Origin of the sequence: Streptomyces sp. NBC_00193 (assembly GCF_026342735.1) — a bacterium.
GTDB classification, from domain to species: domain Bacteria; phylum Actinomycetota; class Actinomycetes; order Streptomycetales; family Streptomycetaceae; genus Streptomyces; species Streptomyces stoeckheimensis.
In genome coordinates this window covers 4798743-4824381 of the sequence record NZ_JAPEMM010000001.1, presented here as the reverse complement: position 1 = coordinate 4824381, position 25639 = coordinate 4798743, and the positions used below count along the sequence as shown (strand labels likewise).

The following is a 25639-nucleotide window of genomic DNA, read 5'->3' as shown; positions in this document are numbered from 1 at the left end:
TGAGCAGCCGGCGGGGGACCAGAATGGACGCGTGCCAACGAACAAGCCGATCACACCGACGGCCAAGAAGAAGCCCCAGGTGACGGCGTCGCCCGAACGCCGCCGCGAACTCCTCGACACCGCCGCCGAGGTCTTCGCCGCGCAGGGCTACAACGCCACCACCGTCCGCAAGATCGCCGACGCCGCCGGCATGCTCGCCGGCAGCCTCTACTACCACTTCGATTCCAAGGAATCGATGCTCGACGAGATCCTCTCCGCCTTCCTGACCGAGCTGTGGGAGGGGTACGACACCGTCCTCGCCGCCGGTCTCGGACCCAGGGAGACCATCGAGGCCCTCGTCACCGAATCGTTCCGGGAGATCGACCGGCACCGCGCCGCCGTCGCCATCTACCAGAAGGAGTCCCGGACCCTGTCGGTCCAGCCCCGCTTCCACTACCTCTCGGACTCGCAGGTCAAGTTCGAGAAGGCGTGGCTGGGGACGCTGGAGCGCGGGGTCGCGGACGGGGTCTTCCGTGCCGACCTGGACATCCGCCTCACCTACCGCTTCGTGCGCGACACGGTGTGGGTGGCGGCGTCCTGGTACCGGCCGGGCGGCCAGCACAGCCCCGAGGAGATCGCCCGCCAGTACCTGTCGATGGTCCTGGACGGCATCGCCACCCGTACGTAACTCGCATATTCCCGAGGAGTTCCGATGCCCGAGGCCTACATAGTCGAAGCGGTACGCACCCCCGTGGGGCGGCGCAAGGGGGGCCTGTCCGAGGTCCACCCCGCCGACCTGGGGGCACACGTCCTCAAGGCGCTCGTCGAACGGTCCGGGATCGACCCGTCGGCCGTCGAGGACGTGGTCTTCGGCTGCCTCGACACGGTGGGGCCGCAGGCCGGCGACATCGCCCGGACGGCCTGGCTCGCGGCGGGGCTCCCCGAGGAGGTCCCCGGCGTCACCATCGACCGTCAGTGCGGATCCTCGCAGCAGGCCGTGCACTTCGCGGCGCAGGGCGTCATGTCCGGCACCCAGGACCTGGTGGTCGCCGGCGGCACCCAGAACATGTCGATGATCCCGATCGCCTTCGCCTCGCGGCAGGCGGCGGAGCCGCTCGGCTTCACCGAGGGCCCGTACCTCGGCTCGCAGGGGTGGCGGGCCCGGTACGGGGACTCCCCCGTCAACCAGTTCTACGGGGCCCAGCTGATCGCCGAGAAGTGGGGCATCTCCCGCCTCGACATGGAGGAGTTCGCCCTGCGCTCCCACCAGCGGGCGCTGCGCGCGATCGACGAGGGCCGCTTCGAGCGGGAGATCGTGCCGTACGGGTCGGTGTCGGTGGACGAGGGTCCGCGCCGCGACACCACCCTGGAGAAGATGGCGGGGCTCAAGCCGGTCATGGAGGGCGGCACGATCACGGCGGCGGTCTCCTCGCAGGTGTCGGACGGTGCGGCGGCGATGCTGCTGGCCTCGGAGCGGGCGGTACGGGAACACGGGCTGCGCCCGCGGGCGCGCATCCACCACCTGTCGGTGCGCGGCGAGGACCCGATCCGCATGCTGTCGGCGCCGATCCCGGCGACGGCGTACGCCCTGAAGAAGACGGGCATGTCCCTCGCCGACATCGACCTGGTCGAGATCAACGAGGCCTTCGCCCCGGTGGCCCTGGCCTGGCTGAAGGAGACGGGCGCGGACCCGGAGCGGGTCAACGTCAACGGCGGCGCGATCGCCCTGGGACACCCCCTGGGCGCGACGGGCGTCAAGCTGATGACGACCCTGCTCCACGAACTGGAGCGCACGGGCGGCCGCTTCGGCCTCCAGACCATGTGCGAGGGCGGCGGCCAGGCCAACGTCACCATCATCGAGCGGCTCTAGCACCCTGCCGGAACGGCCCCCGGGGCACCGCTCCCGGGGGCCGTCCTTACCGCCGTCACACCGCCTCATGGTGTTTCGTAGGCCTGGTCGACACGTGATCGGAGGCCTCGATGGGCGCCCCAGCCGACGCGCAGACCGCGTCCAGGTCCAAGCAGCGGCCGTTCTGGAAGGAACTGCCGCTGCTCGTCGCCATCGCCCTCGTGGTGGCGTTCTTGATCAAGACCTTCCTCTTCCAGGCGTTCTCCATCCCCTCCGTCTCGATGCAGAACACCCTCCAGCGCGGGGACCGGGTCCTGGTCGACAAGCTCACCCCCTGGTTCGGCTCGGAGCCCGAACGCGGCGAGGTCGTCGTCTTCCACGACCCGAGCGACTGGCTGGACGGCGAGCCCGTCCCGGAGCGCAACGCCGTCCAGAACGCCCTCAGCGCCATCGGCCTGATGCCCTCCGCCAACGAGAAGGACCTGATCAAGCGGGTCATCGCGGTCGGCGGCGACACGGTCGAATGCCGCGGGAACGGGCCGGTCGAGGTCAACGGCAAGGCGCTGGACGAGCCGTACGTCTTCCCGGGGAACACTCCCTGCGGCGACAAGCCGTTCGGCCCGGTCACCGTGCCGGCCGGGAAGCTCTGGGTCATGGGGGACCACCGCCAGAAGTCCTCGGACTCCCGCTACCACCAGAACGACCCGAAGACCCACGGCTTCGTACCGGTGTCGGACGTCGTCGGCCGCGCCGTCGTCGTCGCCTGGCCCGTCACCCGCTGGTCGACCCTGCCGGTCCCGGACACCTTCGGACAGCCGGGGATCGGCGACCAGGGCAAGCGCTAGGCGGGGCGGGGCGGGGCGCAGCGCGGGGTCTTGCCATGCGAAATCTTCATCTCGCATGGCGGAACGCTCACTAGAGTGCCGGCATGACCGAGGAGCGGATACCCCGCAGTCGGCTCATGCTCGCCCTGGGCACCGGTGGCCAGACCGCCAGTACGACGGTGCTCTACGCGCTGCCCTACCTGCTCCCCGCGCTCCAGCGCGAGCTCGGCCTGTCGCTGGTGGGCGCCGGGGTCCTCGTCTCCTGCCCGATCGCCGGGGTGCTGCTCGGCCTGATCGGCTGGGGCGTGGTCGCCGGCCGGTACGGGGAGCGGTTGGCACTGTCGGCCGGACTGCTTGGCGCTGCCGGGGCGATGGCCCTGGCGGCCGCCGCGCCCGGGGTCCGGCCGCTGGGCGCGCTGCTCGTACTGGCCGGGGCCGCGGGCTCCTCCGTCAGCTGGGCCTCGGGACGCCTGGTCGGCCAGCCGGGTCCGGCCGATGCGGCTGCTGGGGGTGCACCAGGTGGGACAGCACGCCGCGGTGGTCCTCGTCCCGCCCCTGGCGGGCGCGCTGATCGCGGGCCACGGGTACCCGCCGCTCTTCGCCGTGGCGGCGGCCTTCACCTTGCCTGCCATCGCCTTGCTGCCGCGCGCCGACAGGGCCACACCCTGGGCCGCACCGACGGCTCCGCGAACCATGGCCTGAAGCCCACGCGCGGCGCCGTTGCCGGGGGCCGGCCCCGGCTGGATTGCCCGGAGGGCAATTCCAGCCCCGCCGGCGTTTGAGGCGCGGGGTCTGGGGCGGAGCCCCAGGAGGGGTCCGGGCACAGCCCGGGGAACGGGCGAAGGGCGGGTAGGGGACTTCGCCCCGCGCAGCGGGACCGCCGCCGCGGCCGGCCGGTTCAGCGGGCCGGGGCCCGGCGGGAGAGCCGGGTCAGAGAGACCGTCTGGGTGAGGGCCAGGGCCCCGGCCAGGACCTGCCAGAGGAGCGGGTCGGCGGCGTCCAGGGCGCGGGCCGCGCACAGGGCGATCGCCACCGCGCCGAGCGCGAGCACGATCCGGTGGACGAAGCCGGCGTCGGTGCCGTGCGGCAGTCCGGACACGAGGGCGACCAGGCCGAGCAGGATCGGCAGCCAGTGCGGCTGGGAGCCGCGCATCAGCAGGGCGACGGCGAACTCCGCTGCAAGGGCGAGGGAGTTGCGCGCCAGCGCCCCCGGGACCGATATCGACATGCGCACATCATGCCGGGGATATTCGCGTGCGCGTCCGGCGGGGTTGCTCCTAGGATCCGGGGCAAGGGCTGGGTCGTAGCACAGAGGTAGTGCGCCTACACAGCATGGAGGAGGACGCCGGTTCGAATCCGGCCGCCCAGCCCCCTACTTCGCGGGTGTCGCCGCCACCCACGCGCCCGCCGCCTCGATCGCCGCGGCCGCTGCGGGGAGCGGCAGGCCGAGGAAGCCGTGGAAGACCCCGGGGACCAGGTGGACCCCGCAGTCCACGCCCGCCCCGCCCAGCCGGCGCCCGTAGGCCAGGCCCTCGTCCCGCAGGGCGTCGCAGTCGGCCAGGACCAGCAGTGTGCGCGGCAGCCCCGAGAGGTCGGGGGCCCGCAGCGGGGAGACGTGGGGGTGGTCCGGGTCGCCGCCGTACTGGTCCCAGTACCAGGCCATGTGCGCGGCCGTGTGGAAGTAGCCCTCCCCGAACTCCGCCACCGAGGGCTGGTCCATCGAGGCGTCCAGCGCCGGGTAGAACAGCAGCTGGCCGGCGAGCAGTTCGGGGGCCCGCAGGGCCGTCACGGCCGCGAGGTTGCCTCCGCTGGAGTCCCCGGCGACGACCAGCCGCGCGGGGTCGCAGCCCAGTGCGGCCGCCCGGGCCCGGGCCCACAGCAGCACCGTCAGCGCGTCGTCGGGCGCGGCCGGCCAGGGGTGTTCGGGCGCGAGCCGGTAGTCCGCGGAGACCACCACCGCGCCCGAGGCCACGGCCAGCGCCCGGCACAGCGCGTCGTGGGTGTCCAGGCCGCACATCACCCAGCCGCCGCCGTGGAGGAACACGGCGAGGGGACGGCCCGCGGTGCCCGGCGCCGGGTCGTAGATCCGGACGGGGACTCCGTCCGCGTCCGCGTCCCGTACGGAGGCCACCTCGACGCCGCCGCCGCGGGAGCCGGACGCGGCCGCCCGCAGGGCGGCCGGGTCCCCCGGTCCGGGGAAGAAGGCCGTCATCGCGTCGCACAGCTCGCGGGCCGCCGGGGACAGCCGATCGGTGCCGCTCATCGCGCCGTCATCCCGCCGTCGACCGTGAACTCCGCTCCCGTGATGTACGAGGAGCCGTCCGAGCAGAGGAAGAGGACCAGCTCCCCGACCTCCTCGGGCCGCCCGATCCGCCCCAGCGGCAGGTGCGACCAGTCCCGCCCCGCGACGGCCTCGCTGACCATCGGGGTGTCGATCGCCCCCGGATGCACGGAGTTGATCCTGATCCGGTCCCCCGCCAGGTCCAGCGCGGCCGACTTCGTCAGCCCGCGCAGGGCGAACTTCGTCGATCCGTACGCCGCGTGGCCCGGGATGCCGACCAGCCCGGCGGTGGAGGAGACGTTGACGATGGAGCCGCCTCCGGCGGCGCGCAGCACCGGGGCCACCGCCTGGATGCCGAGGAACGGCCCGAGCAGGTTGACCCGCAGGAGGGCTTCGAAGTCCTCCAGGCCCTGGCGTTCCACGTGGGCCGTGCGCCACAGCGCGGCGTTGTTGACCAGGGCGGAGACCGTACCGAAGGCGCGTACGGCCTCGCGGACCACCTCCGCCCAGCTGTCGGCGTCGGCCACGTCGTGGTGGACGTAGAGTCCCTGGTCGCCGAGCTCGGCGGCGGCCGCGCGGCCCTCCTCCTCCCGGATGTCGGTGACCACGACCCGCGCGCCGGCCTCGGCGCACAGCCGGGCCTCGGCCGCGCCCTGGCCGCGTCCGGCGCCGGTGATGACGACGACCTTGCCGTCGAGGACCTTGCCGTTGAGGGAGGGGGTCACCGGTCAGCCCTCCAGGGCGCGGAAGTGCGGGATGACCGTCTCGCCCCACTGGCGAATGGTCTCCATGCAGGCCTCCTGGGGGACGGTGCCCATCTGGATCAGGCACATGACCTCGTCGACGCCGATCTCGCGCAGCTGCTCGACGTAGGCGATGGCCGTCTGGGCGTTGCCGTAGGCATGCTCGGCGTTGTAGGTGCCGGTGTCTATGGGGCGGGCCGGGATGTTCGCCTCGTGGAGCTTGGCGACCAGTTCCTCGCGACCCTTCTCCAGCGCGGCCACGTGCTCCTCGGCGGTCTCGTCCTCGGAGTAGCCGGTGGGCTCGGGGGCGTTGCCGTACCAGTGGGCGATGGACTCGGCGAAGAAGCGCTGGCCGCGGGTGCCCAGGCGCAGCGCGCGCTCGGCGTCGTCGAGGACGATGGTGGGGCAGAGCGCGGAGAGGTGGTCGTTGACCTCGGTGGAGACGAAGCGGTCCCCGCTGCGGGTGGCGATGGCCTCGTCGTAGACCTTGCGCATCGTACGGACGTCGTCGGCGCCGGCGAAGCCCATCACGAGGGCTCCGATGCCCAGTTCGGCGGCGAGCTTGAGGGTGTCGTGCTTGGAGCAGGCCATGAAGAGCGGCGGGTGCGGGTCCTGGACCGGCCGGGGCAGGATCGCGCCGGGGCCGATGTCGATGGAGCCGTGCCACTCGAACTTCTCCTCGCGCCAGGCGGAGGAGAAGATCCGCAGCGCTTCCTCCATCTGCGGGTAGGTGTCCTCGGGGCGGACCCCGTACATGGACATCTCCTGGCGGGTGGCCCCGCGGCCGGCGCCGATGTCCACGCGGCCGCCGGAGAGCACGTCGAGCATGGCGGCGCGTTCGGCCACGCGCACGGGGTGCTGGTAGCCGAAGGGCATGGTGACGACGCCGTGGCCGATGCGGATCTTCTGGGTCCGGGCGGCGACCCAGGTCAGGAAGATCTCGGAGGCGCTCATGTGGGCGTACTGGGTGAGGGCGTGGTGTTCCACGGCCCAGATCCGGTCGAAGCCCATCTCCTCGGCGAACACTGCCTGTTCGACGCAGTCGTGGATGACCTGGCGCTCGCGTTCGGGCGTCGGGTCGACGAGCTGCGCCTCGAAGATCATCGAGAACTTCACGGGGTGCCTCCCAGCCGTGCGCTGCGCACGGCACGTCGGTGGTGTATTTCGAATAGGAATACTTCTAGCAGTCATATCGGGCCGGGGGAAGGGCCGCCGCGAAGACCGGTCGTAGACTGCGCTGCGTGACCAACGAGGCGGCAGAAGAGACGAACGGGCGCACGCTCCCCGCGACCAGCTGGGCGGTGCTCGGGCTGCTCTCCTTCGGGGAGGAGCTCTCCGGTTACGACCTGAAGAAGTGGTCGGACTGGTCGCTGCGCTTCTTCTACTGGAGCCCGTCCTTCAGCCAGATCTACAGCGAGCTCAAGCGGCTGGAGAAGGCCGGCTACGCCTCTTCGCGGATGGTCGCCCAGGAGACCGGCACCCGCGACAAGCGGGTGTACCGGATCACGGACGAGGGCATGACGGCCGTACGGCGCTGGGCGCGCGAGGCGCCCGTCGACCCGCCGGTGCTCAAGCACGGGCCGATGCTGCGGCTGTGGCTCGGCCACCTGCTGGAGCCGGAGCAGATGCGCGAAGTCCTCGTACAGCACCAGGAGTTCGCGGAGAAGATGCGGCGGCGCGCGGTGGCCGACGCGGACGGGGCCCGGGAAGAGGCCTCGTGGGCGTACCCGACGCTCACCCTCAAGTGGGCCGAGCGGTACTACGCCTCCGAGCGCGACCTGGCGGCCGCCATGCTCGACGACATCGCGGAACTGGAGAGCGCGCGCGGCGCGGCTCCCTCCCCGGAATCGGCCCCGACCGCGGCCCCGGCCTCGGGCGAGCCCGGCAAGCGCCCGTAGGTGCGCCGGAAGTAGAGCAGCGGCGCGCCTTCGCGGTGCGCCGTCAGGGCGGTGACCCGGCCCAGCGCGATGGCGTGGTCGCCACCGTCCAGGACGGCCTCCAGATCGCATTCGACGGTGGCGAGGACCCCGTCCAGCAGGGGCGCCCCGTTGCCGCCGGCCCGCCACGGGACACCGGCGAACTTGTCGCCCCCGGTGACGGCGAACCGGCGGCACAGCTCCTGCTGGTCGGCGGCGAGGATGTTGACGGCGAAGGCCCCCGCCGCCTGGATCCGGGGCCAGGTGGTGGACGTGCGCGCCGGGCAGAAGCAGACCAGCGGCGGATCCAGGGACACGGACGAGAAGGACTGGACGGCCATCCCGACGGGACGGCCGTCGGCTCCGCATGCCGTGATGACGGCGACGCCGGTGCAGAAGCTGGACAGGACCGACTTCATGTCGGACATGACTGCCTCCCTCATGAGAACCTCCCTGATTATTTCTACTAGGTATATGCCTAACCGAAACACCTGTGATTGGATACCGCCCACGCTCGCTCGTCAAGTAGGGAGGGTCCCCGATGCCACCGCCCCCGCCTCAGCCGCCCGCCACGCTCGCCCGGCTCCCCGAGTACGCCGCCGCCGCGTACGGGGAGCGCGAGGCGCTCGCCGACGGGGAGGTCCGCTGGACCTTCGCCCGCCTCGCCGCCGAGATCTCCGCGGCCGCCCGAGCCGCCATCGCCCACGGCGTCCGCCCCGGCGACCGGGTCGCGATCTGGGCCCCCAACAGCCGCCGGTGGATCACCGCCGCCCTCGGCGCGGTCGGCGCCGGAGCCGTCCTCGTACCGGTCAACACCCGCTACAAGCCCGCGGAGGCCGCCGACATCATCCGGCGCAGCGGCTCCCGCGTCCTGCTCACCGAGCGCGGGTTCCTCGGTACCGACTACGCCCGTGACCTGCACGCCTCCGGCGAGGACCTCGGGGCGCTCGCCTCGACGGTGATCCTGCGCGACGGGCGGGAGGGGAACGAGGGCGATGAGGCCACCGGCCCCGACGGGCCGCCCGGGTCCGTCTCCTGGGAGGCGTACCTGCGCGCCGGCGAGGCCGTACCCGACGCGGAGCGCGCCGCGCGCGCGGCCGCCGTACGTCCCGAGGACCTCAGCGACATCCTCTACACCTCCGGCACCACCGGCCGCTCCAAGGGCGTCATGACCACCCACGGCCAGACCGTCCGGCTCTACGCCTCCTGGTCCGGCCTCGTCACCCTGCGCCCCGGCGACCGGTACCTGCTGGTCAACCCCTTCTTCCACACCTTCGGCTACAAGGCCGGAGTGCTCGCCTGCCTGCTGCGCGGGGTCACCATGCTCCCCGAGGCGGTCTACGACACCGACCGCATCCTGCACCGCATGGCCGCCGAGCGCGTCACCTGCCTGATGGGCCCGCCGACCGTCTTCCACGGCCTGATCCGCCACCCCGCGCGGGCCGCGCACGACCTGTCCGCGCTGCGCCTGGCCGGCACCGGAGCCGCCTCGGTGCCCGCCTCCCTGGTCGAGGAGATCCGCACCGAACTGGGGGCGCCCGACGTGTTCACCGCGTACGGGCTCACCGAGTCCGGCGGGGTCGTGTCCGTCTGCCCCACCGACGCCGACGCCCGGACCCTCGCCCACACCGTCGGCCTGCCGCTGCCCGACACCGAGGTACGGATCACCGACCCGCTCGGCGCGGTGCTGCCCGCCGGGGAGCCGGGCGAGGTGCAGGTCCGCGGCTACCACGTCACCCCCGGCTACCTGGACGACCCGGCGAGCACCGCCGAAGCCGTCCTGCCCGGCGGCTGGCTGCGCACCGGGGACATCGGCGTGCTCGACGGGCGCGGCTACCTCGCCATCACCGACCGGCTGAAGGACATGTACGTGGTCGGCGGCTTCAACGCCTATCCGGCGGAGGTGGAGAACGTACTGCTGACCCACCCCGCCATCACCGACGCGGCGGTCGTCGGCGCCCCCGACGAGCGGCTCGGCGAGGTCGGGGTGGCCTACGTCGTCACCACCGGGCCGGTCACCTCCGAGGAGCTGACCGCCTGGACCCGGGAACGGCTGGCCAACTTCAAGGTGCCGCGGCGGTTCACCCGGATGGAGGAGCTCCCGCGCAACGCGGGCGGCAAGCTGCTGAAGGCGGAGCTGCGCCGCACGGCGCGAGGGGAGTCGGCGTGAGGACGCTGGAGCTGACGCGCGAGCAGGAGGAACTCCGGGACGCGGTACGGGCGGTCCTGGCCCGCCACCCCGGCCACACGGCCTGGGCTCCGCTGACGGCGCAGATCGGCGCGGCCGCGCTGGCGGTCCCCGAGGAGTACGGCGGGCTGGGCTGCGGGCCGGCCGAAGTCGGGGTGGTCATGGCGGAACTGGGGCGCGCGCTGAGCCCCGTACCGTACCTGGGATCGGCGGTGCTGACGGTGGCGGCCCTGCTCGCGTCCGGGGACCGGGAGGCCTGCGCGAAGCACCTGCCGCACCTGGCGGAGGGCACGGTCGTGGGCGCCCTGGCCTGGGCGGAGGCTTCGAGCGACCCGCTCGCCCCGGGAGGCGGGTGGGAGCCCGGCGACCTGTCGGCCCGGGCCGAACCCGCCGGGGCGGACTGGCTGCTCACCGGCACCAAGCGGTACGTCCTGGCCGGCCCGGGCGAACCGTCCCTGCTGCTCGCGTTCGCCTGGATGGACCCGGCTCCGGGTCCGGCCACCGGACCGGATACCGGCTCCGGTGTCGGAGCCGACGTCGAGCGCGGCGCGGACGCGGACAGAACGACCGCGCCCGGTACCCCCGTCCCGCCCGGCCAGGGCCTGGGCGTGCGCCGGCTCGGGCTGTTCGAACTCCTCGCCGCGCCGGCGGCCTTCACCGTACGGTCCACGATGGACCGCACCCGCCCCCTCGCGGAGCTGACCCTGGACCGGACCCCGGCCCGGCTGCTCTCGGCCGACGGCGCCGGGGTCCTCGCCCGGGTCCGCGACCTGGCCTGCACGGCGCTCGCCGCCGAGCAGGCGGGGGCGGCGGCGCGGGCGCTGGAGGTGACGGTCCGGTACGCGAAGGAACGGATGCAGTTCGGGCGGCCCATCGGCTCCTTCCAGGCGGTCAAGCACCGGCTCGCCGACCTGCACACCGCGGTGGAGGGAGCCCGCTCCCTCGCCTTCGCGGCGGCCGCCGCCGACGCGGCCCCGGAAGCGGCGGCCGCCGCCAAGTCGGCCTGCTCGGAGGCCTCCGCGTACGTGGCGGGCGAGGTGATCCAGCTGCACGGCGGCATCGGCATCACCTGGGAGCACGAGGCGCACGAGTACTTCAAGCGGGCCCACGGATCGGCCCTGCTCTTCGGCTCCCCCGCCGCACACCGCGAACGGCTGGCGGCACGGTTGGGGTTCCTCCCGAACGACGTCATGGAGGTCACGGGCTGTCGTACGCTCGGCCCATGACGGGCAGTGCGATAGACCTCCGGAAGATCGAAGAGACCGCCCCGGCGCTGGTGAGCCTGTACAAGAGCGCCGGGACCTCGCTCCGCAAACACGGTCTGGAGGGCGGCCGGGCCGCCGTCTACCTGGTCCTCGACTACTCCGGCTCGATGCGCCCGTACTACGACGACGGCAGCGTGCAGGCCCTCGCCGACCGGGTGCTGGGCCTCTCCGCGCACCTGGACGACGACGCCCGCGTGCCGGTCGTGTTCTTCTCCACCGAGGTCGACGCGGTCGAGGAGATCTCCCTGGCCGGCCACGAGGGGCGGGTCACCGCCATCGCCGCGGGCCTCGGCCACATGGGCAAGACGGCCTACCACGCGGCGATGGACGCGGTGATCGACCACTACCTGGACTCGGGATCCGCCCTCCCCGCGCTCGTGGTCTTCCAGACGGACGGCGGCCCGATCAACAAGCTCGCCGCCGAGAAGTACCTGTGCAAGGCGGCCCGGCTGCCGCTCTTCTGGCAGTTCGTCGGCTTCGGGAACACCCGCAGCTCACAGTTCGACTTCCTGCGACGGCTGGACGAACTGCCCGTACCGCAGAAGCGGGTGGTGGACAACGCGGGCTACTTCCACGCCGGCCCCGACCCGCGGACCGTCGCGGACCCGGACCTCTACGACCGCCTGGTCGGGGAGTTCCCGGCCTGGCTGACGGCGGCCCGGGAGGCGGGAATCGTGCGCGCCTGACCGGCGGGTACGAGCACCTCGCGCTTTCATGGACGCATGACGACGAACAACTGGGCCGTATTCGAAAAGGCGGAACCGGAATTCGCGGCGGCCGTCCAGGCCCGCTTCGCTCAGTTCCCGCACCACGTCCTGGCGACCCTGCGCAAGGACGGCTCCCCGCGCGCGACCGGACTGAACGTCGAGATCCGCGGCGGCGAGCTGTGGCTGGGCATGATGCCGGGGTCGATGAAGGGGAAGGACCTGCGGCGCGACGGGCGCTTCGCCCTGCACACCAACCCGGGGCCGGGCGAGACCATGCCCGACGGGGACGTGCGGATCGCCGGGCGCGCGGTGGAGATCGTGGAACAGCCCGAGCTCCACCGGTACGCGGAGGAGGCCGAGGAGAACGACACCCCGCACCCCTTCGACCTGTTCCGCGCCGAACTGACGGAGGTGGTCCACGTCGGGGTCGAGGGCGACGACCTGGTGGTCCGCTCGTGGACCCCGGAGCACGGATTGCGCACCCTGCGCCGGGGCAACGACGACGAGCCGGCCCGCGAGGAGCCTGCGGCGGGCTGAACCAGGGGGGTGTCTTGCGGCCCGACCGCCGCCTAGATGTATTGCCCAGTGAGGTTGGGGACGCGGCTGGCGGGTGGTTTGCCTGCGAGCGCGGTGTGTCCGCGGTGGTGATTGTAGGTGTGCAGCCACTTGGGGAAGGCATCGCGTCGCTCCTGTTCTGACTGGTAGGGGCGGGCGTAGGCCCACTCTTCCAGCAGGGTGCGGTTGAGGCGTTCGACCTTGCCGTTCGTCTGGGGTCGGTAGGGCCGGGTTCGCTTGTGGGTGATCCCGGCCGCTGCCAGCAGGTCCCGCCAGGCATGGGACTTGTAGCAGGAGCCGTTGTCGGTCAGGACCCGCTCGACGGTGATCCCGGCCTGGGCGAAGAAGGCCTGGGCCCGGGTCCAGAAGGCGGTGGCGGTCTCCTTCTTCTCGTTGGTCAGGATCTCGCTGTAGGCGAGGCGGGAGTGGTCGTCGACGGCGGTGTGGATGTAGCTGTAGCCCAGGCGGGGCCGCTTCTTGCGGCCGGCCTGGCGGCCGAGGGCTTTGTGGCCGCCGCCGTCGGGGATGTTGCCGAGCTTCTTGATGTCCACGTGGACCAGTTCGCCGGGCTTCTCGCGTTCGTAGCGTCGTATGACGCGGCCCGTCGCGCGGTCGAGGTGGGTCAGGCGGGCCAGCTGGTAGCGGGTCAGAACGCGGTGCACGGTCGACGGCGCCAGGCCGAGCAGGTGCGCTATGCGGGCCGGCCCCCACCGGCGGGCGAGGCGGACCTTGATGATCCGCCGTTCGGTGCGGGTGGGCGTCCGCTTCGGGCTGTGGTGCGGGCGGGAGGACCGGTCGCTCATGCCCGCCTCGCCGTTCGCACGGTAGCGATCGGCCCACCGCTGGGCAGTTGTGGGTGAGACCTGGAAGCGGTCGGCGGCCCGGCGCAGCGGCCAGCCGTCCTCGACCACGCAGCGGGCCAGCCGCAGGCGTCCGGTCTCGGTCAGGGGTGCATTACGGTGGGGCATGAGGGCCTTCTGCTGGTTGGTGTAGACGTCGCAATCCACACCGAACCCGGAAGGCCCTCACCCGTTCAAGAACCCTCAGCCGAGACCTGCATCACCCGTCCACAACCTCCCTGGACAGAACACCTAGACCCTGGCCGGGGTCTTCGCCGGGACGACCCCGGGCGTCTTGGCGGGGGCCTTGACCGGCGTCCTGGCGGGAGCCTGGGCCGGGGAGTTGGGCGAGGCCTTGGCTGGGGCCTTGGCCGGGGATTTGGCCGAGGCCTTCGCCGGGGACTTCGCCGAGGCCTTCGCCGGGGACTTGGCGGGGGCCTTCTGGGTCTTGCCCGGGGTCTTCGGGGCCTTGGCGGGGGCCGGGGTCTGGGCGCCGACGTCCAGCCAGCTCCGGTCGATGTTGAGCGTCACGTCGCCGTACGTGGCGTCGTGGTCTCCCCGGAACTGGTGGGCGCGGCGGCCCCCCGTCCACCGGGCGGTCCCGGCGGGCAGGCCCAGGTCGGCGTCGGTGACCGAGGCCGCGCCGTTCCAGCGGGCCACCCACAGCACGTCGGGCATGGCCTCCGGGGCCTGGTCGTAGTGGGCGCTCAGCGCCTTGGCACCGGAGCTCGCCGCGACGTAGGCGGCGGCCCCGTAGCCCAGTTCGTGGAGCCGGGTCGTCCAGGCCGTGAGGTAGGCGACGACCGGGGCGTCCCAGGTGGCGCGGTCCGTGTAGTTCTCCAGGTCGTTGTAGAGGACCGTGCCCTCGGCCATGCCCAGCGCCGCGGCCGCGTGGGCGGCGCCCTCGGCCTCGGCCCGGCCCTGTTCGTTGGCCTCGGAGGGGTCGGTGGAGAGCCCCGTGGAGGAGCTGTTCCAGGGCTGGGGGCCCACCCAGATCGGCATGAGGTGCCAGCCCGCCTCGGCCTGCCGGCTCACCCAGCCCGCGGTGAGCTGCGGCTGGGCGCAGGCGCGGGCGCGGCCGCCGATGTAGACGCCGACGGCGCCGAAGGGCGAGTCGGCCCGCCAGGCGTTCATGGTGCGCTGGGTCGGGGCCGTGCAGGCGTCGAAGCCCTCGCCGGTGAAGGGCGTCTGGACGGTGGTACGGGAACCCCCGCCGACCACGCCGACCGGATCGACGGGGACCGGGCCGGGGGCGGCCGGGGGTGCGAGGGAGCGGGCCCGGGTGAGGACCCCGCGGACGGCCTCGGGGGTGGAGGCGTAGGAGACGGTGGCCATCACCCCGGCGCGGCGCAGGGCGTAGCGGATCTCGTTGCTGTCGCCCCGGACCTTGGGCAGGGGGTCGCCCTCGTCGCCCCCGACGGTGGGGATGTCGGCGCGCGGCGGGGCGCCGTCGAGCGGCTCCAGGTGCAGGGTGTCGGAGCGGGGGGCGGCGGCGCGGGCGGCTCCGCATTCGCCCTGGGCGCCGGCGTGCCCGAGGTAGAGGGTGGGCAGGTCGAGGCGCAGGCAGGCGTCGGGGTTGCGGTCGAGGTCGACGACCCGCCAGTCGGCGGGGACGGTGAGGCGCAGCCCGCGGTAGTCGACGGTGCGGCCGTCGGCGGTACCACCGCCGGTGCCGGTGCGGCCGTCGGCGGCGCCGAGGGGGACGGGGGCGAGCAGCGCGGCGCCCAGCAGGCAGCTCAACATCATGTGGGAGGGGAGCATGTGACCCACTGTTACCAGAAGGCCCGGAGGTTGACGCAGAGGCACGAGAGCCCGCGGCCACCTGTTGACGGGACGGCCGCACGGCAGTGCGGCCGGTCCCCCTGGGCCGTCTTTTCTACTCCGCCGCCGGGCGGCCCTTGCTCCGGCGGGGCGCGGTGGCGCCGCGGATCTCCTCCGTGGCCGCGCGGAACGCGGGCGCGGCGCGGGCGAAGTAGTCGAAGAGCAGGGCCTGCTGCTCCGGGGTGTAGGAGCCGATCACGGCCGCGATGTGCCGGCGGGCCGGTCCGACCACGCCCTCGATGCGGTCCAGCGCGTCCGGTACGGGCTCCACGATGACCCGGCGCCGGTCCCCCGGATCGGCGGCCCGGCGGGCGTAACCGGCCCGTTCGAGGCGGTCGATGAGCCGGGTCGTCGCGCCCGTCGTCAACCCGGTGCGGGTGGCGAGCTCGCCGGAGGAGAGCCCTCCTTCCAGGGTGATGAGACTGAGCGCGTACCACTCGGAGGTGTGCAGTCCGGCCGCCTCGGCGCTGGCCAGGCCCTGGAGCCCGACGGCGTCCAGGTACTGCCGGAAGGTCGTGTGCGCGTCCGGGACGCCGCCACCTGTTGCCATTTTCGGGATCGCCTCCTACCGTCATATCTGCACGCATGCAGATACTGTGTTCGCTCAGTATCTGCCTCAGTCTAACCAATGGGGAGTGGTCCGTCATGCAGCAGCCCACCAGCGAGTCCCATGCCGCCGCCACGGCCTCCGTCCGGGCCGTGCTCGACCGGCTCGTCGAAGCCTGGGAGCGCCACGACGCCGAGGCGTACGGCGAGCTGTTCACCGAGGACGCCACGTACATCACCTACGTCGGCACCTTCTACCGGGGCCGCCGCGACATCGCGGACAGCCACCGCACCCTCTTCGCCGGCTTCCTCAAGGGCACCCGGCTGGCGGACGAGATCCTCGACGTCCGCTTCTACGGGCCCGACGTGGCCGTGGTGAACGGCCGCGGGGACACCCACAAGGGCAAGCGCCCGGCGAAGCTCACCAAGATCCAGACGTACACCCTCGTCCGCGGACAGGACGGGTCGTGGCGGATCGCCGCCTTCCAGAACACCAAGCGCAAGCCCCTGATGGAGGCCGTGTCCTACCGGTTCGCCCCGGGCCTCGTCCCGGCCGCCGAGCGCTGACCGTGCACGGCGACCCCGCGCCCACCCCCACACCGACCCCGACCCCGACCCCGACCCCGACGAACTTACGGAGATCCCGCATGACCACCGTCAGCACCGACGCCCGGACCGACACCCGCACCGACGACCGCGCCACCGCCCCGAGCACGGGCCCGGACGCCCGCCCGGGCGCCGACCCGGCGGCCCCGCCCGCGCCCCGCTCCCGCCGACGCACCCTCAAGCGCGCCCTGATCGGCACCGCGCTCGCCCTCGGCCTCACGGCCGGCGGCGGCTACCTGTGGCTCGACGCCACCTCGGAGGTCAAGGCCGCCGGCTCCGCCGCCTGCACGGCCGTCACCGCCACGGAGGCCGGCACCGGTGGCCGTACGGGCGACCGCGACGCCGTCTGCGGCGTGCTGGCCTCGCTCGCCGGGGCCTGGGGCGCCGCCGATGCCGACGCGTACGGAGCCCTCTTCACGCCGGACGCCACGTACACGACGTACGTCGGCACCCACTACCAGGGCCGCGGCGACATCACCGAGGCCCACCGGGCCCTCTTCGGCGGCTTCGTCAAGGGCACCGAGCTGGCCGACTCGATCCTGGGCATCCGCTTCCTCGGCCCCGACGCGGCCGTGGTCACCAGCCGCGGCGACACGTACGAGGGCGGGCGGCCGGCGGAGCTGTCGAAGGTCCAGACGTACACGCTGACCCGCGAGAGCGACGGACAGTGGCGGATCGCCGCGTTCCAGAACACCCAGCGGCAGCCGGTCATGGAGCGGGCGTCCTTCCTGCTGTCGCCCGGCACGGTGCCCGGAGCCGAGAAGTGACCGCCCGCACCGCCCTGGTCACCGGGGCCAGTTCGGGCATCGGGCGGGCCTTCGCCCGCGAACTCGCCCGGGCCGGCTGGACCGTGACCCTCGTGGCCCGGGGCGAGGAGCGGCTGCGCGCCCTCGCGGAGGAGCTCGGACCCGGCCACCGCCCTCTGGCCGCCGACCTGTCCACCCCCGAGGGGCAGGAGCTGGTCGCCGCCGAGCTGCGCCGACACCCCGTCAACCTACTGGTCAACAGCGCCGGCACCGCCCACCACGGGCCCTTCGCCGGGTCCGACCCGCGGGACGCCCTCGCCGCCACCCACCTGGGCTGCGACGCCGTCATCACGCTGGCGCACGCCTTCCTCTCCGGGGCCCGCCGCGGAGACGCCCTCGTCAACGTCTCCTCCACCCTCGGCAGCGCCCCCTCCCCCGGCCTCGCCGTCTACAGCGCCGGCAAGGCCTTCGTGACCGCCTTCTCCGAAGCGCTCTGGCACGAGCAGCGCCCCCGCGGCGTGCACGTCATGGCCCTCTGCCCCGGTCCCACCGCCTCGGATCCGGGGACCGGGACCGAGCCGGAATCGGAGCCGGTGCCGGTGCCCGTGCCCGTGCCGGAAACGGAGGCGGGGGCGGGGGCGGGGGCCGAGCCGACGTCCACGGCCCCGCCCCCGCCCGTATCCCCGCCCGGGCGGCACCAGGACGCTCCGGCCGCCCTGGTCCAGAGCCCGGAGGCCGTGGTGCGCGCCGCCCTGCGCGCCCTGGAGCGGCGCAGCACCCGCCCCACCGTCGTCCCCGGGCGTGCGAACTCCCTCTTCGTCCTCGCCGCCCGCCTGCTCCCGCGCCGCACGCTGCTGACCCTGCTCAGCCGCTAACGCGCCGGTGCCGCTCCCGCTGCTCCCGCTACGCCCGCTGTTCCTGGAAGGCGGGCAGGGCGAAGATCCGCTCCTTCCCCGACTCCTCCATCAGCTCGACGAGCGGCAGCACCAGTTCCCACAGGTCCTGCTTGTCGACCTCGCGCACGAGTCCGTCGAGCTCCGCGTCGCCCAGCCCGGCGGCGGCATCGGCCACCACCTTGCGCGCCTCCTCGGGCAGTACGCCGACCAGCGGCAGGAACGCTCCCCACAGCGCGGTCGCCACCACGGCCCGTACCACTCCGGCCAGCACGAGCGGGTCCCGCAGGGAGTCCAGCCGGGCCACCGCGAGCCGGTCCTCCTCGCCGAGCAGTGCCACGAGCGGGAGCAGGGACTCCCACAACCCCTCGGCGTGCGTGACGCGTACGAGCGAGTCGAGCGCGGCCGCGTCGAGGCGGGCCGTGAGTTCGGCGATCCGCAGCCGCTGGTCGCCGCCGACCATGGCGGCGACGCCGAGGGCCTCCTCCCAGAGCCCCTCGGCGGCAGCGGCCCGTACGATCGCGCCGAGGCGGTCGTCGCCCATGAGCTCCAGGATCCGGGGCAGTCGCTCGGGCTGGTCGACGTAGAAGCCGGCGCGCAGCACCGCCGCGTCGTCCACCTGGTCCAGGATCCGGCGGAGCACCTGGTCCCGCATGTGGCCGACGAACCGGCCCATGGTGAGGTGGTCGCGGTTCTCGGCGAGGGTGGTGGCGATGCGTACGACGAGCCCCTCGTCGAGCCGGTCGACGATCCCGGAGATCTTCCGGGGGTCCAGGTGTCCGCAGGCCTCGGCGGTGAAGGCGACGGGCAGCTTCTCGATGATGGCGGCGGCCCGGCCCGACTCCAGCCGGCCGGCCACCCCGGCGGCCAGCCGGGGTCCGAGCGCCTTCTGCGAGATGGCGGCCGCCACTCCGGCCGGGACCAGCTTGGTCGCGGCGGCGATCCGGTCGAGCATCTCGGGTGCGCCGTCGTTCAGTACTCCGCTGACCTGCTCGCGGAACGCCCGTACGTCCTCGTCCGGCAGCCCGCGCAGGAAGCCGAGCTCCCCGGCGTCCGCGCCCACCAGCCGGGCGATCTTCTCCACTTCGGCGCGGCTCACCGGAACAGCACCTTGCGCACGGCCCCGCGGGCGAGGGCGGGGACCAGCCCCAGCGCCTCCTCCGCGGCCTGGTTCAGGCCTTCGGCCTGGCGCGCCCGCTCCGCTTTGAGCGCCCCGGCGAGCCGCGCGAGCTCCCCGGCGTCCAGCTCCGCGAACGACGCGGGAGGCCGGACACCCCCCAACTCACCAGTCAAAAGGCCCAGTTCCTCATCTGTACGCACGGGACGACCTCCCACACCAAAGACGACACGACGGCTCGCGTCGAGCGTGGGCCCGAATTGACTAATAGTCAATACTCGCGGGTAGGACCGACCGCGGGCATCAGCTCCCGTGCTCCGCCAGCTCCTTGAGGACGAGGTCCAGCGCGGTGGCCCGTACGCCGAGCACGTGCTCGGTCTCGGAGGCGTCGACGCGCAGCGCCCTGTCGTACAGGTACGCCATCTCCGGGATCTCGGCCGTCACCGGGTCCCCGGCGACCTGCTCGGCCAGCTCCCCGGGCGTCATCCGCCGCAGCCGCGGGTCCGGCGCACCGGCGGCCCGGGCGAGCCGGCCGGCCAGGGCCCGGATGGACAGCTCCGAGGTGGACGGCACGTGCCAGGCGCGGCCCCAGCCGCCCTCGCGGGCGTCCTCCTGGCCGCCGACGGCGATGAGGGTACGGGCCACGTCGTCCACGTAGGACCAGGCGTGCGCCTCGTCCAGGCCGACCGGGAGCACCGCCTCCGTGCCCGCGAGCACGGCCGGGACGGCCGTCCAGGTGAACAGCGAGAGCGCCGATGCCCCGAGGTAGTCGCTGCCCCGGACCTCGGCGACGCGCACGCGCCCGGCCTCGTGGGCGGCGAGGGCCTGCTCCCACATCGCGGTGCGCACCCGCCCCTTGCCGGAGGTCGGCCGCAGAGGCAGACCGGGGGTCAGGGGCCCCTCCACCGGTCCGTACCCGTAGAGGTTCCCCAGCATCACGTAATCCGTGCCGGTCCGCTCGGCGGCGGTGAGCAGGGAGGCCGCCAGCGGCGGGAAGGCGGTGCGCCAGTCCTGGTACGCGGGGGCGGCCGCGTTGTAGAGGGTGCGCGCGCCCCGGAGCAGTTCGGTGAGGCGGTCGGTGTCGGTGATGTCGGCGGCGACCCGCTCGACGAGCGGGTGCTCGGGCCCGCCGCCGCTGCGGGTGACGACACGGACGCGTTCGCCGGACGCGGCGAGCAAGCGGGCGGTGGCGGTGCCGATCGGGCCGGCGCCGGTGACGACGTGCACGGACATGGCTGTACTCCCCTGCCTGGAGCGCGAGTTGTTCACGCGATGGATCAACCCTCGCTCGGTGCGGCGCCGTACAGTAGTGGCCTGAATGACGGCAATCCGGAGATTCGAGCCATGACGACTCCCCCTGCACCCGTTCCACCCGCACCCGTTTCTCCTGCGCCCGTTCCTCCCGCACCCGTTCCCGCGGCCCACCGCCCGCACCGCGTGACGGTCATCGCGGTCCCCCCGGTGACCACCTTCGACCTGTCGATCCCGGAGGTGGTCTTCGGCGCGACGCGGATCGGGGAGGACCCGGCCTACGAGGTGACGATCTGCACGCCCACCCCCGGCGTCGTCCCCGCGGCGATCGGCATCGACGTCGTCGTGCGCCACGGCCTGGAGGCGATCGAGCGGGCCGACACGGTGATCGTGACGGGGACGGGCGCGCGGGTCAGCGCCGACCCGCGCGTCCTGGACGCCTTGCGGGCCGCGGCCTCGCAGGGCCGGCGCATCGCGTCCATCTGCACGGGTGCGTTCGTCCTCGCCCAGGCCGGTCTCCTCGACTCCCGCAGCGCCACGACCTTCTGGAGCATGTCGGAGGAGTTCAGGGAGCGCTTCCCCGGGGTCGACCTCGTGCCGGGCGTGCTGTTCGTCGAGGACGACGGGGTGCTGACCTCGGCGGGGCTCTCCGCGGGGATCGACCTGTGCCTGCACATGGTGCGCTGCGACTACGGGGCCGCCGTCGCGAACGCCACCGCCCGCCTGGTGGTCGCGGCCCCCGTGCGGCCGGGCGGCCAGGCCCAGTTCATCGAGACCCCGCTCCCGGCCGACCGCGGCACCTCCCTCGCCGCGACCCGCGCCTGGGCCCTGGCCCGCCTGCACGAGCCGACCGCTCTGGCCGACCTGGCCCGGCACGCGGGCCTGAGCGTGCGCACCCTGACCCGCCGCTTCCGCTCGGAAACGGGTCTCAGCCCCCTGCAGTGGCTCCTGCACCAGCGCCTGCACCGGGCCCGCGAGATCCTGGAGACGACCACCCTCCCGATGGACCAGGTCGCCGCGCGCAGCGGCCTCGGCACGGCCGACTCCCTCCGCGCCCACCTGGTCCGCCGCACGGGCTCCACGCCGACCGTCTACCGGGCCACGGCGCGGGCGCGGCAGCCGTAGGGCCGGACCCCGGCCGCCTGCGCGTCCTCGCCGGGACCGGCGCTAGCCGGTCGGGGCAGGGGCCGCGGCCCGCTCCAGCACCTCCAGCACGGTGTCGCGGAACAGCGTGGTCTTGTAGCCGGTCTGCGGCAGCGGCCGGCAGCGGGCGAGCACCGTCGCGGCCGCCTCCGCAAGGACCTCGGGGGTGGCCTCGCGGCCGATCAGGGCGGCCTCCACCTCCGGAAGCCGCAGCGGAACCCGTGCCACCCCGCCCGCGGCGACGGCGGCGTGCGTGACGGTCGCGCCGTCGAGCGCGAGCCGGGCGGTGGCCTCGACCAGGGGCCATTCGCCGTGGGCGCGACCGGTGGCCCGGTGGCAGGCGGCCCGTTCGCCGGGCAGCGGCGGCGGCAGCAGGACCGCGGTGAGGATGCGGTCCGGTGCCAGCAGGTGGTCGGCCCGGTGGAGCCGGTCGCCGTCCCCGTACAACTCGGCCACCGGGCGCGGTGATTCGCCGTGGACCTCGGCCCCTGCGTCGTAGGTGAGCAGGGCCATCGCGAGGGTCGACGGGTGCGGGGCGACGCACGGGCCGTCGCCGCTGACCACTCCGAAGTGGTGGTCGCCCTCGCGCGCGGGGCAGCCGGAGCCGCCCTTCTGGAGGCAGCTGAAGTGCGGATTGCGGTAGTACCAGCAGCGGTTGCGCTGGAGCAGGTTGCCGCCCAGGGTGCCGGCGGCACGGATCTGCGGGGTCGCCGCGGTCCCGGCGGACACCGCCAGGGCGGGCCAGCCGGAGCGCACCCGCGGATCGCCGGCCAGCGCGGCGAGCGTGGTCAGGGCGCCGATCCGCAGCCCGCCGCCGGGCAGCGGCGTACAGCCGCGCAGGCTGCCCGCGGAGTCGAGGTCGGTGAACGGGCCCGGGGCGATGCCCGAGCGCTGCCGGGCGGTGGTGTCGGTGCCGCCGGCGCGCAGCTCCCCGCCGCGCGCCAGGACGGCGGCCGAGAGGTCGGTGAGGGTGGGCTCGGTGCTCACGTGGCCAGTCCTTCCAGGAGCCGGTCGGGCCGGATGGGCATGTCGTACGGGCGCCAGCCGGTCGCATCGCGGACCGCGTTGGCCAGGGCGGCCGCGGTCGGCAGGGTGGAAATCTCCCCGAGGCCGACTCCGCCGCCGGGGACGTGTGCGAAGCCCTCCTGGTGGAAGTGGACGGTGATCTCGGGGGTGTCTCCGATGCCGGGGATGCGGTAGTCCTCCAGGTTGTCGGTCAGCACCCGGCCGGTGGCCGGGTCGGTGCGCCGCTCCTCGAACAGGGCGTAGCCGACGCCCTGGACGACGGCGCCCTCGCACTGGCTGCGGGCGAGCCGCTCCTCGTGGATGCGGCCCGCGGCGATGCCGCTCCACACCCGCAGCGGCCGGATCCGGCCGAGCCTGGTGTCCACCTCCACCTCGGCGACCTGCACCGATCCGGTGAAGCCGCGGCCGATCGCCACGCCTCCCATGGTCAGGTTGAGCGGGGTCACGAAACCCCGGTGGTCCCGGGTGCGCCGGCCGGTGACCCGTACGCCCTGCGCGAGGCCCAGCCGGGAGGCCACGTCGCCGTCACCGGCGCCGAGCGCGTCGCGCAGCCGTTCGGCTGCGTCCGCGGCGGCGGGGACGATCGACGGCGTGGTGCGGCTGCCGCCGGAGGTGGGGCCGTGGGCGGCGTCGCTGTGCCCGACCTCGGCCCGCACCCTGTCCTCCGGCACGCCGAGTCCTTCGGCGACGGCCCGGCGCAGTACGGTGCGCGAGCCGGTGCCCATGTCCTGCACGGCGCAGCGGGCGACGACGATCCCGTCCTCGACGGTGAGCTCGACCTCGGTGGCGGGGTCGAGGAAGTACAGCCAGTTGGCCGCCGCGACGCCGACGCCCCGGCGGAAGCGTCCGGTACCGCCGCGGGTGCCCGACCAGGCCGGAAGGGCCGCGGCCAGGTCGTACAGCGCATGGCGCTTCGGGTTGCCGTCCCAGCGGCGCCGCAGGGCGATCGGATCCTCTCCCAGCCGGTGGGCCATCTCGTCGACGGCCTGTTCCAGGGCCCAGCACATCGTGGGTCCGCCCGGGCCGCGGAAGGGCGCGCCCGGCGGCCGGTGGGTGACGGTGTCGAAGTCCCGTAGCCGGCGCGGGGCCTTGCCGTACATGAACCGGGCCAGCGCGGCGACGGTGCCGCCCACCGAGACCCCGCCGTCGGTGTCCGCGTCCATGGCCAGCGCGCTCAGCTCCCCGGAGGCGTCCGCGGCCATCGCCAGCCGGATCCGGGTGCCGGGCCGGTACCCGCCGTCGACGAGCTCCTCGTCCCGGTCCAGCACCACCCGCACCGGGGCGCCGTGCAGCCGGGCCAGCTCCACCGCGGCGACCACGTCGGAGGTCAGCCCCATCTTGCAGCCGAAGCCGCCGCCCACGTGGACGGCCCGGGCCACCACCCGGTCGAGGGGCACGCCGAAGCGCTCGGCGGCGAGTACGGCCACCTGCTTCACCGACTGCGTGGACACCTCCAGGTGTAGGGCTCCGTCGACCCACTCCGCCAGGCAGGCGTGCGGTTCGAGCGGGGTGTGGGTCTGGGCGGCGGTCGTGAACAGCCCCTCGACCACCCGCTCGGGGCTGTTCCTACGGGCCTCCGTGATCCGGCGCACGGCCGTTGCGGGCCGCTTGCTCATGGCGGACGGGCCCCGCCGGTTGCCGCGCCAGCGGGCGGGCGTCAGCTGCGGAGCCTCGCCCGAACCGGGCGCCAGCTTCCGCGACGCCTTGTCCTCGTAGACCAGCGGCCCCTCGCCGGCCCGCGCCCGGCTCACGTCGAGGGCGGCCGGCAGCACCTCGTACTCCACGGTGACCCGCTCGGCGGCCGCCCGCGCGGAGGCCCGGTCCCCCGCGGCAACCGCCGCCACCGGCTGCCCTACGTACCGCACCACCCCGTCGGGGGGCAGCAGCGGCACCAGCTTCCCGTCCCCGGCCTCCAGGGACCGTACGTACGCATGCGCGTGCGGCGAGCGGATGATCACCCCCTCCAGCAGCCCCTCGGGCCGCTGATCGGTGGTGTACCGCGCCGACCCGTCGACCTTCTCGGGAGCCTCGGCGCGCGGCGGTGCCGCAGCCTCCCCCTCGTAGTCGCCCGCGCAGGCGGCGGCCACGGCGCTGAAGATCCCCTCATAGGCCCCGCACCGGCACAGGTGACCGGCCAGCGCCTCGGCGATCTCCTCCCGCCCCGGCCTGCTCCGACCGTGCGCGGCCCGCCACCGCTCGAAGAACGCGGCCGCCTCGACCACGAACCCGGGCGTGCAGTAACCGCACTGCAGGCCGTCCTCACCGGCGAAGGCACGCCCGACCGGGTGACCGGCCAGCCCTTCCACCGTCGTCACCCGCCGCCCGCCGAGCCGGGCCGCCGGCGTCAGACACGCCACCCGCGGCTCCCCGTCGACCTGGATCGTGCAGGCCCCGCACACCCCGCCGGCGCAGACCAGCTTGGTGCCGGTCAGCCCCAACTGCTCGCGCACCACCTCCACGGCGGCCGGATCACCGTCCACGTCCACCGCACACGGGACGCCATTGACCTCGAACTCCACGAGACGCACTCCTCAACCGTGGGGGCGACGACCCCCACACCACCCGGGCTCGCCTTCACCCCCTTGATAACCCGCCCCCACCCTCCCCGCAGCCCGGCACACCCACTCAGCGGGATCACCCACCGGGGGCACCTGACGCGGCGAACGGCAGACCGGTGGATACCGAGGACGCAGCGTGAGCCGCACTCACCCGCTCCTCGACCTCACGGCCACTACCTCGGGGGTAATCACAACGCCCAGCCGACCTCGACTACGTTCGCGGTCATCGCTCACCCCCGGAACGAAGGAGCCCCGTGGTGCCCGCTTACGGCTTCGCCCATCTCCGCAGCCGCCGGAACCACTCCGACGTCATCGAGTACCTGGAGCGCGTCCAGGCGACCTGCTGCCGATCGAAGGCGTCGGTCCGAACTACGACCCGGCCCAGACCGTCTTGCCCACCCGCTCGTCACGGATCCGGAATTCGTCCGCGAGCTCGTCCACCAGCCAAAGCCCCCGGCCGCTCCGGGCACCGAGGTCGGGCTGCTTCACGACGGGGCGACCCGGACCGCTGTCGCGCACCTCGATCGTCACGATCCCGCCTTCCCACTCCAGACGCACGGAGAACTCCCGCCCCAGCGGGACCCCGTGAAGAACTGCGTTCGTGGCGAGCTCGGAGACGCAGAGCCGTATGTCGTCCCGCCGCTCGGACACACCCCACTCACCAAGCGTGTCGCCCACGAACTGACGGGCCGCGCGCACCGAGGCACGGGCCCGAGGGAACCGCTGCTGCCGGGACAAGGACATAGCACCCCACCGCCTTAACGCTGAGCTTCCAAGGCCATACAG

26 protein-coding genes, 1 tRNA gene and 1 pseudogene are annotated in these 25639 nt (G+C 73.8%); 14 read left to right on the top strand and 14 right to left on the bottom strand.

The features are described from left to right. The first annotated feature begins 31 nt into the window (after window positions 1-31). From OG898_RS21455 to OG898_RS21440, 4 genes are all read left to right on the top strand, one after another. Window positions 32-667 (top strand): TetR/AcrR family transcriptional regulator, encoded by a 636-nt coding sequence (locus tag OG898_RS21455; protein WP_250744938.1) that lies wholly within the window; start codon window positions 32-34, stop codon window positions 665-667. A 24-nt stretch (window positions 668-691) separates the two neighbouring features. Then, a complete protein-coding gene (locus tag OG898_RS21450) occupies window positions 692-1849 on the top strand; it encodes an acetyl-CoA C-acetyltransferase (protein ID WP_250744937.1) in 1158 nt (385 codons plus the stop codon). A gap of 110 nt (window positions 1850-1959) precedes the next feature. Further along, window positions 1960-2673 (top strand): signal peptidase I, encoded by a 714-nt coding sequence (lepB, locus tag OG898_RS21445; protein ID WP_250744936.1) that lies wholly within the window; start codon window positions 1960-1962, stop codon window positions 2671-2673. A gap of 83 nt (window positions 2674-2756) precedes the next feature. Continuing rightward, window positions 2757-3434, top strand: a complete 678-nt coding sequence (locus OG898_RS21440) for a hypothetical protein (RefSeq protein ID WP_266958687.1) — start codon at window positions 2757-2759, stop codon at window positions 3432-3434. A 116-nt stretch (window positions 3435-3550) separates the two neighbouring features. Here OG898_RS21440 and OG898_RS21435 read toward each other — a convergent pair whose 3' ends face one another. Beyond that, a complete protein-coding gene (locus tag OG898_RS21435) occupies window positions 3551-3880 on the bottom strand; it encodes a hypothetical protein (RefSeq protein ID WP_266958685.1) in 330 nt (109 codons plus the stop codon). A gap of 67 nt (window positions 3881-3947) precedes the next feature. On the opposite strand from OG898_RS21435, the gene OG898_RS21430 reads away from it, so the two are divergent. Next, window positions 3948-4022: transfer RNA gene (locus tag OG898_RS21430), tRNA-Ala, on the top strand. 2 nt (window positions 4023-4024) lie between these two features. Here OG898_RS21430 and OG898_RS21425 read toward each other — a convergent pair. The 3 genes from OG898_RS21425 to OG898_RS21415 are packed head-to-tail and all read right to left on the bottom strand — an operon-like array spanning window position 4025 to window position 6792. Then, the gene (locus OG898_RS21425; RefSeq protein ID WP_266958683.1) at window positions 4025-4915 is read right to left on the bottom strand and encodes an alpha/beta hydrolase; all 891 of its coding nucleotides are present in this window, start codon (window positions 4913-4915) and stop codon (window positions 4025-4027) included. Then, window positions 4912-5658: an SDR family NAD(P)-dependent oxidoreductase gene (locus OG898_RS21420; protein WP_266958681.1), complete on the bottom strand. Its 747-nt coding sequence runs from the start codon at window positions 5656-5658 to the stop codon at window positions 4912-4914. Before OG898_RS21420 ends, OG898_RS21425 begins: the two co-directional genes overlap by 4 nt. 3 nt (window positions 5659-5661) lie before the next feature. Continuing rightward, window positions 5662-6792: an LLM class flavin-dependent oxidoreductase gene (locus OG898_RS21415; protein WP_250744931.1), complete on the bottom strand. Its 1131-nt coding sequence runs from the start codon at window positions 6790-6792 to the stop codon at window positions 5662-5664. 125 nt (window positions 6793-6917) lie between these two features. Between OG898_RS21415 and OG898_RS21410 the strand changes: the two genes are divergently transcribed. Next, window positions 6918-7574 carry a PadR family transcriptional regulator gene (locus tag OG898_RS21410; protein ID WP_250744930.1) on the top strand — a complete coding sequence of 219 codons (657 nt, stop codon included), beginning with the start codon at window positions 6918-6920 and terminating at the stop codon, window positions 7572-7574. Between the two features lie 47 nt (window positions 7575-7621). Here OG898_RS21410 and OG898_RS21405 read toward each other — a convergent pair. After that, window positions 7622-8011: pseudogene (locus OG898_RS21405) on the bottom strand (flavin reductase family protein); the annotation flags it as partial. Window positions 8012-8133: 122 nt separating this feature from the next. Here OG898_RS21405 and OG898_RS21400 point away from each other — a divergent pair. Genes OG898_RS21400 through OG898_RS21385 form a run of 4 tightly spaced genes read left to right on the top strand, consistent with a single transcriptional unit; the run spans window position 8134 to window position 12289 of the window. Further along, complete coding sequence (locus OG898_RS21400) at window positions 8134-9762, top strand: FadD3 family acyl-CoA ligase (RefSeq protein WP_266958678.1); 1629 nt, start codon at window positions 8134-8136, stop codon at window positions 9760-9762. A 5-nt stretch (window positions 9763-9767) separates the two neighbouring features. Next, window positions 9768-11006, top strand: a complete 1239-nt coding sequence (locus OG898_RS21395; protein WP_266960366.1) for an acyl-CoA dehydrogenase family protein — start codon at window positions 9768-9770, stop codon at window positions 11004-11006. Beyond that, the gene (locus OG898_RS21390; protein WP_266958676.1) at window positions 11003-11731 is read left to right on the top strand and encodes a VWA domain-containing protein; all 729 of its coding nucleotides are present in this window, start codon (window positions 11003-11005) and stop codon (window positions 11729-11731) included. The genes OG898_RS21395 and OG898_RS21390 overlap by 4 nt, the downstream gene beginning before the upstream one ends. Before the next feature lie 36 nt (window positions 11732-11767). Further along, entirely contained in the window at window positions 11768-12289 is a 522-nt protein-coding gene (locus OG898_RS21385) for a pyridoxamine 5'-phosphate oxidase family protein (protein WP_250744927.1), read from the top strand. A gap of 32 nt (window positions 12290-12321) precedes the next feature. Here OG898_RS21385 and OG898_RS21380 read toward each other — a convergent pair whose 3' ends face one another. The 3 genes from OG898_RS21380 to OG898_RS21370 form a co-directional block, all read right to left on the bottom strand. Next, window positions 12322-13275, bottom strand: a complete 954-nt coding sequence (locus OG898_RS21380) for an IS481 family transposase (protein ID WP_266958673.1) — start codon at window positions 13273-13275, stop codon at window positions 12322-12324. 123 nt (window positions 13276-13398) lie between these two features. Beyond that, complete coding sequence (locus OG898_RS21375) at window positions 13399-14907, bottom strand: DUF1906 domain-containing protein (protein ID WP_266958670.1); 1509 nt, start codon at window positions 14905-14907, stop codon at window positions 13399-13401. A gap of 115 nt (window positions 14908-15022) precedes the next feature. Continuing rightward, window positions 15023-15517 carry a MarR family winged helix-turn-helix transcriptional regulator gene (locus OG898_RS21370; protein ID WP_250744925.1) on the bottom strand — a complete coding sequence of 165 codons (495 nt, stop codon included), beginning with the start codon at window positions 15515-15517 and terminating at the stop codon, window positions 15023-15025. A gap of 95 nt (window positions 15518-15612) precedes the next feature. Here OG898_RS21370 and OG898_RS21365 point away from each other — a divergent pair, with 95 nt between their 5' ends. The 3 genes from OG898_RS21365 (at window position 15613) to OG898_RS21355 (ending at window position 17740) form a co-directional block, all read left to right on the top strand. Next, window positions 15613-16080 carry an SgcJ/EcaC family oxidoreductase gene (locus OG898_RS21365; RefSeq protein ID WP_250744924.1) on the top strand — a complete coding sequence of 156 codons (468 nt, stop codon included), beginning with the start codon at window positions 15613-15615 and terminating at the stop codon, window positions 16078-16080. A gap of 80 nt (window positions 16081-16160) precedes the next feature. Further along, window positions 16161-16886: an SgcJ/EcaC family oxidoreductase gene (locus OG898_RS21360; protein ID WP_250744923.1), complete on the top strand. Its 726-nt coding sequence runs from the start codon at window positions 16161-16163 to the stop codon at window positions 16884-16886. Next, the gene (locus OG898_RS21355) at window positions 16883-17740 is read left to right on the top strand and encodes an SDR family oxidoreductase (protein WP_266958667.1); all 858 of its coding nucleotides are present in this window, start codon (window positions 16883-16885) and stop codon (window positions 17738-17740) included. The genes OG898_RS21360 and OG898_RS21355 overlap by 4 nt, the downstream gene beginning before the upstream one ends. 28 nt (window positions 17741-17768) lie before the next feature. Here the strand turns inward: OG898_RS21355 and OG898_RS21350 are convergent, their stop codons facing one another. The 3 genes from OG898_RS21350 to OG898_RS21340 form a co-directional block, all read right to left on the bottom strand. Beyond that, on the bottom strand, window positions 17769-18857 hold the full coding sequence (locus OG898_RS21350; protein WP_266958665.1) for a hypothetical protein: 1089 nt from the start codon (window positions 18855-18857) through the stop codon (window positions 17769-17771). After that, a complete protein-coding gene (locus OG898_RS21345) occupies window positions 18854-19078 on the bottom strand; it encodes a hypothetical protein (protein WP_266958663.1) in 225 nt (74 codons plus the stop codon). Before OG898_RS21345 ends, OG898_RS21350 begins: the two co-directional genes overlap by 4 nt. Before the next feature lie 100 nt (window positions 19079-19178). Then, window positions 19179-20108, bottom strand: a complete 930-nt coding sequence (locus OG898_RS21340; protein WP_266958661.1) for an NAD-dependent epimerase/dehydratase family protein — start codon at window positions 20106-20108, stop codon at window positions 19179-19181. Window positions 20109-20321: 213 nt separating this feature from the next. Here OG898_RS21340 and OG898_RS21335 point away from each other — a divergent pair, with 213 nt between their 5' ends. Further along, the gene (locus OG898_RS21335) at window positions 20322-21251 is read left to right on the top strand and encodes a GlxA family transcriptional regulator (protein WP_266960364.1); all 930 of its coding nucleotides are present in this window, start codon (window positions 20322-20324) and stop codon (window positions 21249-21251) included. Between the two features lie 42 nt (window positions 21252-21293). On the opposite strand, the gene OG898_RS21330 is transcribed toward OG898_RS21335, so the two are convergent. The 3 genes from OG898_RS21330 to OG898_RS21320 form a co-directional block, all read right to left on the bottom strand. Beyond that, window positions 21294-22256, bottom strand: coding sequence for a xanthine dehydrogenase family protein subunit M (locus OG898_RS21330; RefSeq protein ID WP_250744917.1), 963 nt, complete (start codon window positions 22254-22256; stop codon window positions 21294-21296). Next, window positions 22253-24814, bottom strand: a complete 2562-nt coding sequence (locus OG898_RS21325) for a molybdopterin-dependent oxidoreductase (RefSeq protein ID WP_266958658.1) — start codon at window positions 24812-24814, stop codon at window positions 22253-22255. Before OG898_RS21325 ends, OG898_RS21330 begins: the two co-directional genes overlap by 4 nt. 408 nt (window positions 24815-25222) lie before the next feature. Further along, entirely contained in the window at window positions 25223-25597 is a 375-nt protein-coding gene (locus tag OG898_RS21320; RefSeq protein WP_266958656.1) for an ATP-binding protein, read from the bottom strand. Window positions 25598-25639 lie beyond the last annotated feature (42 nt).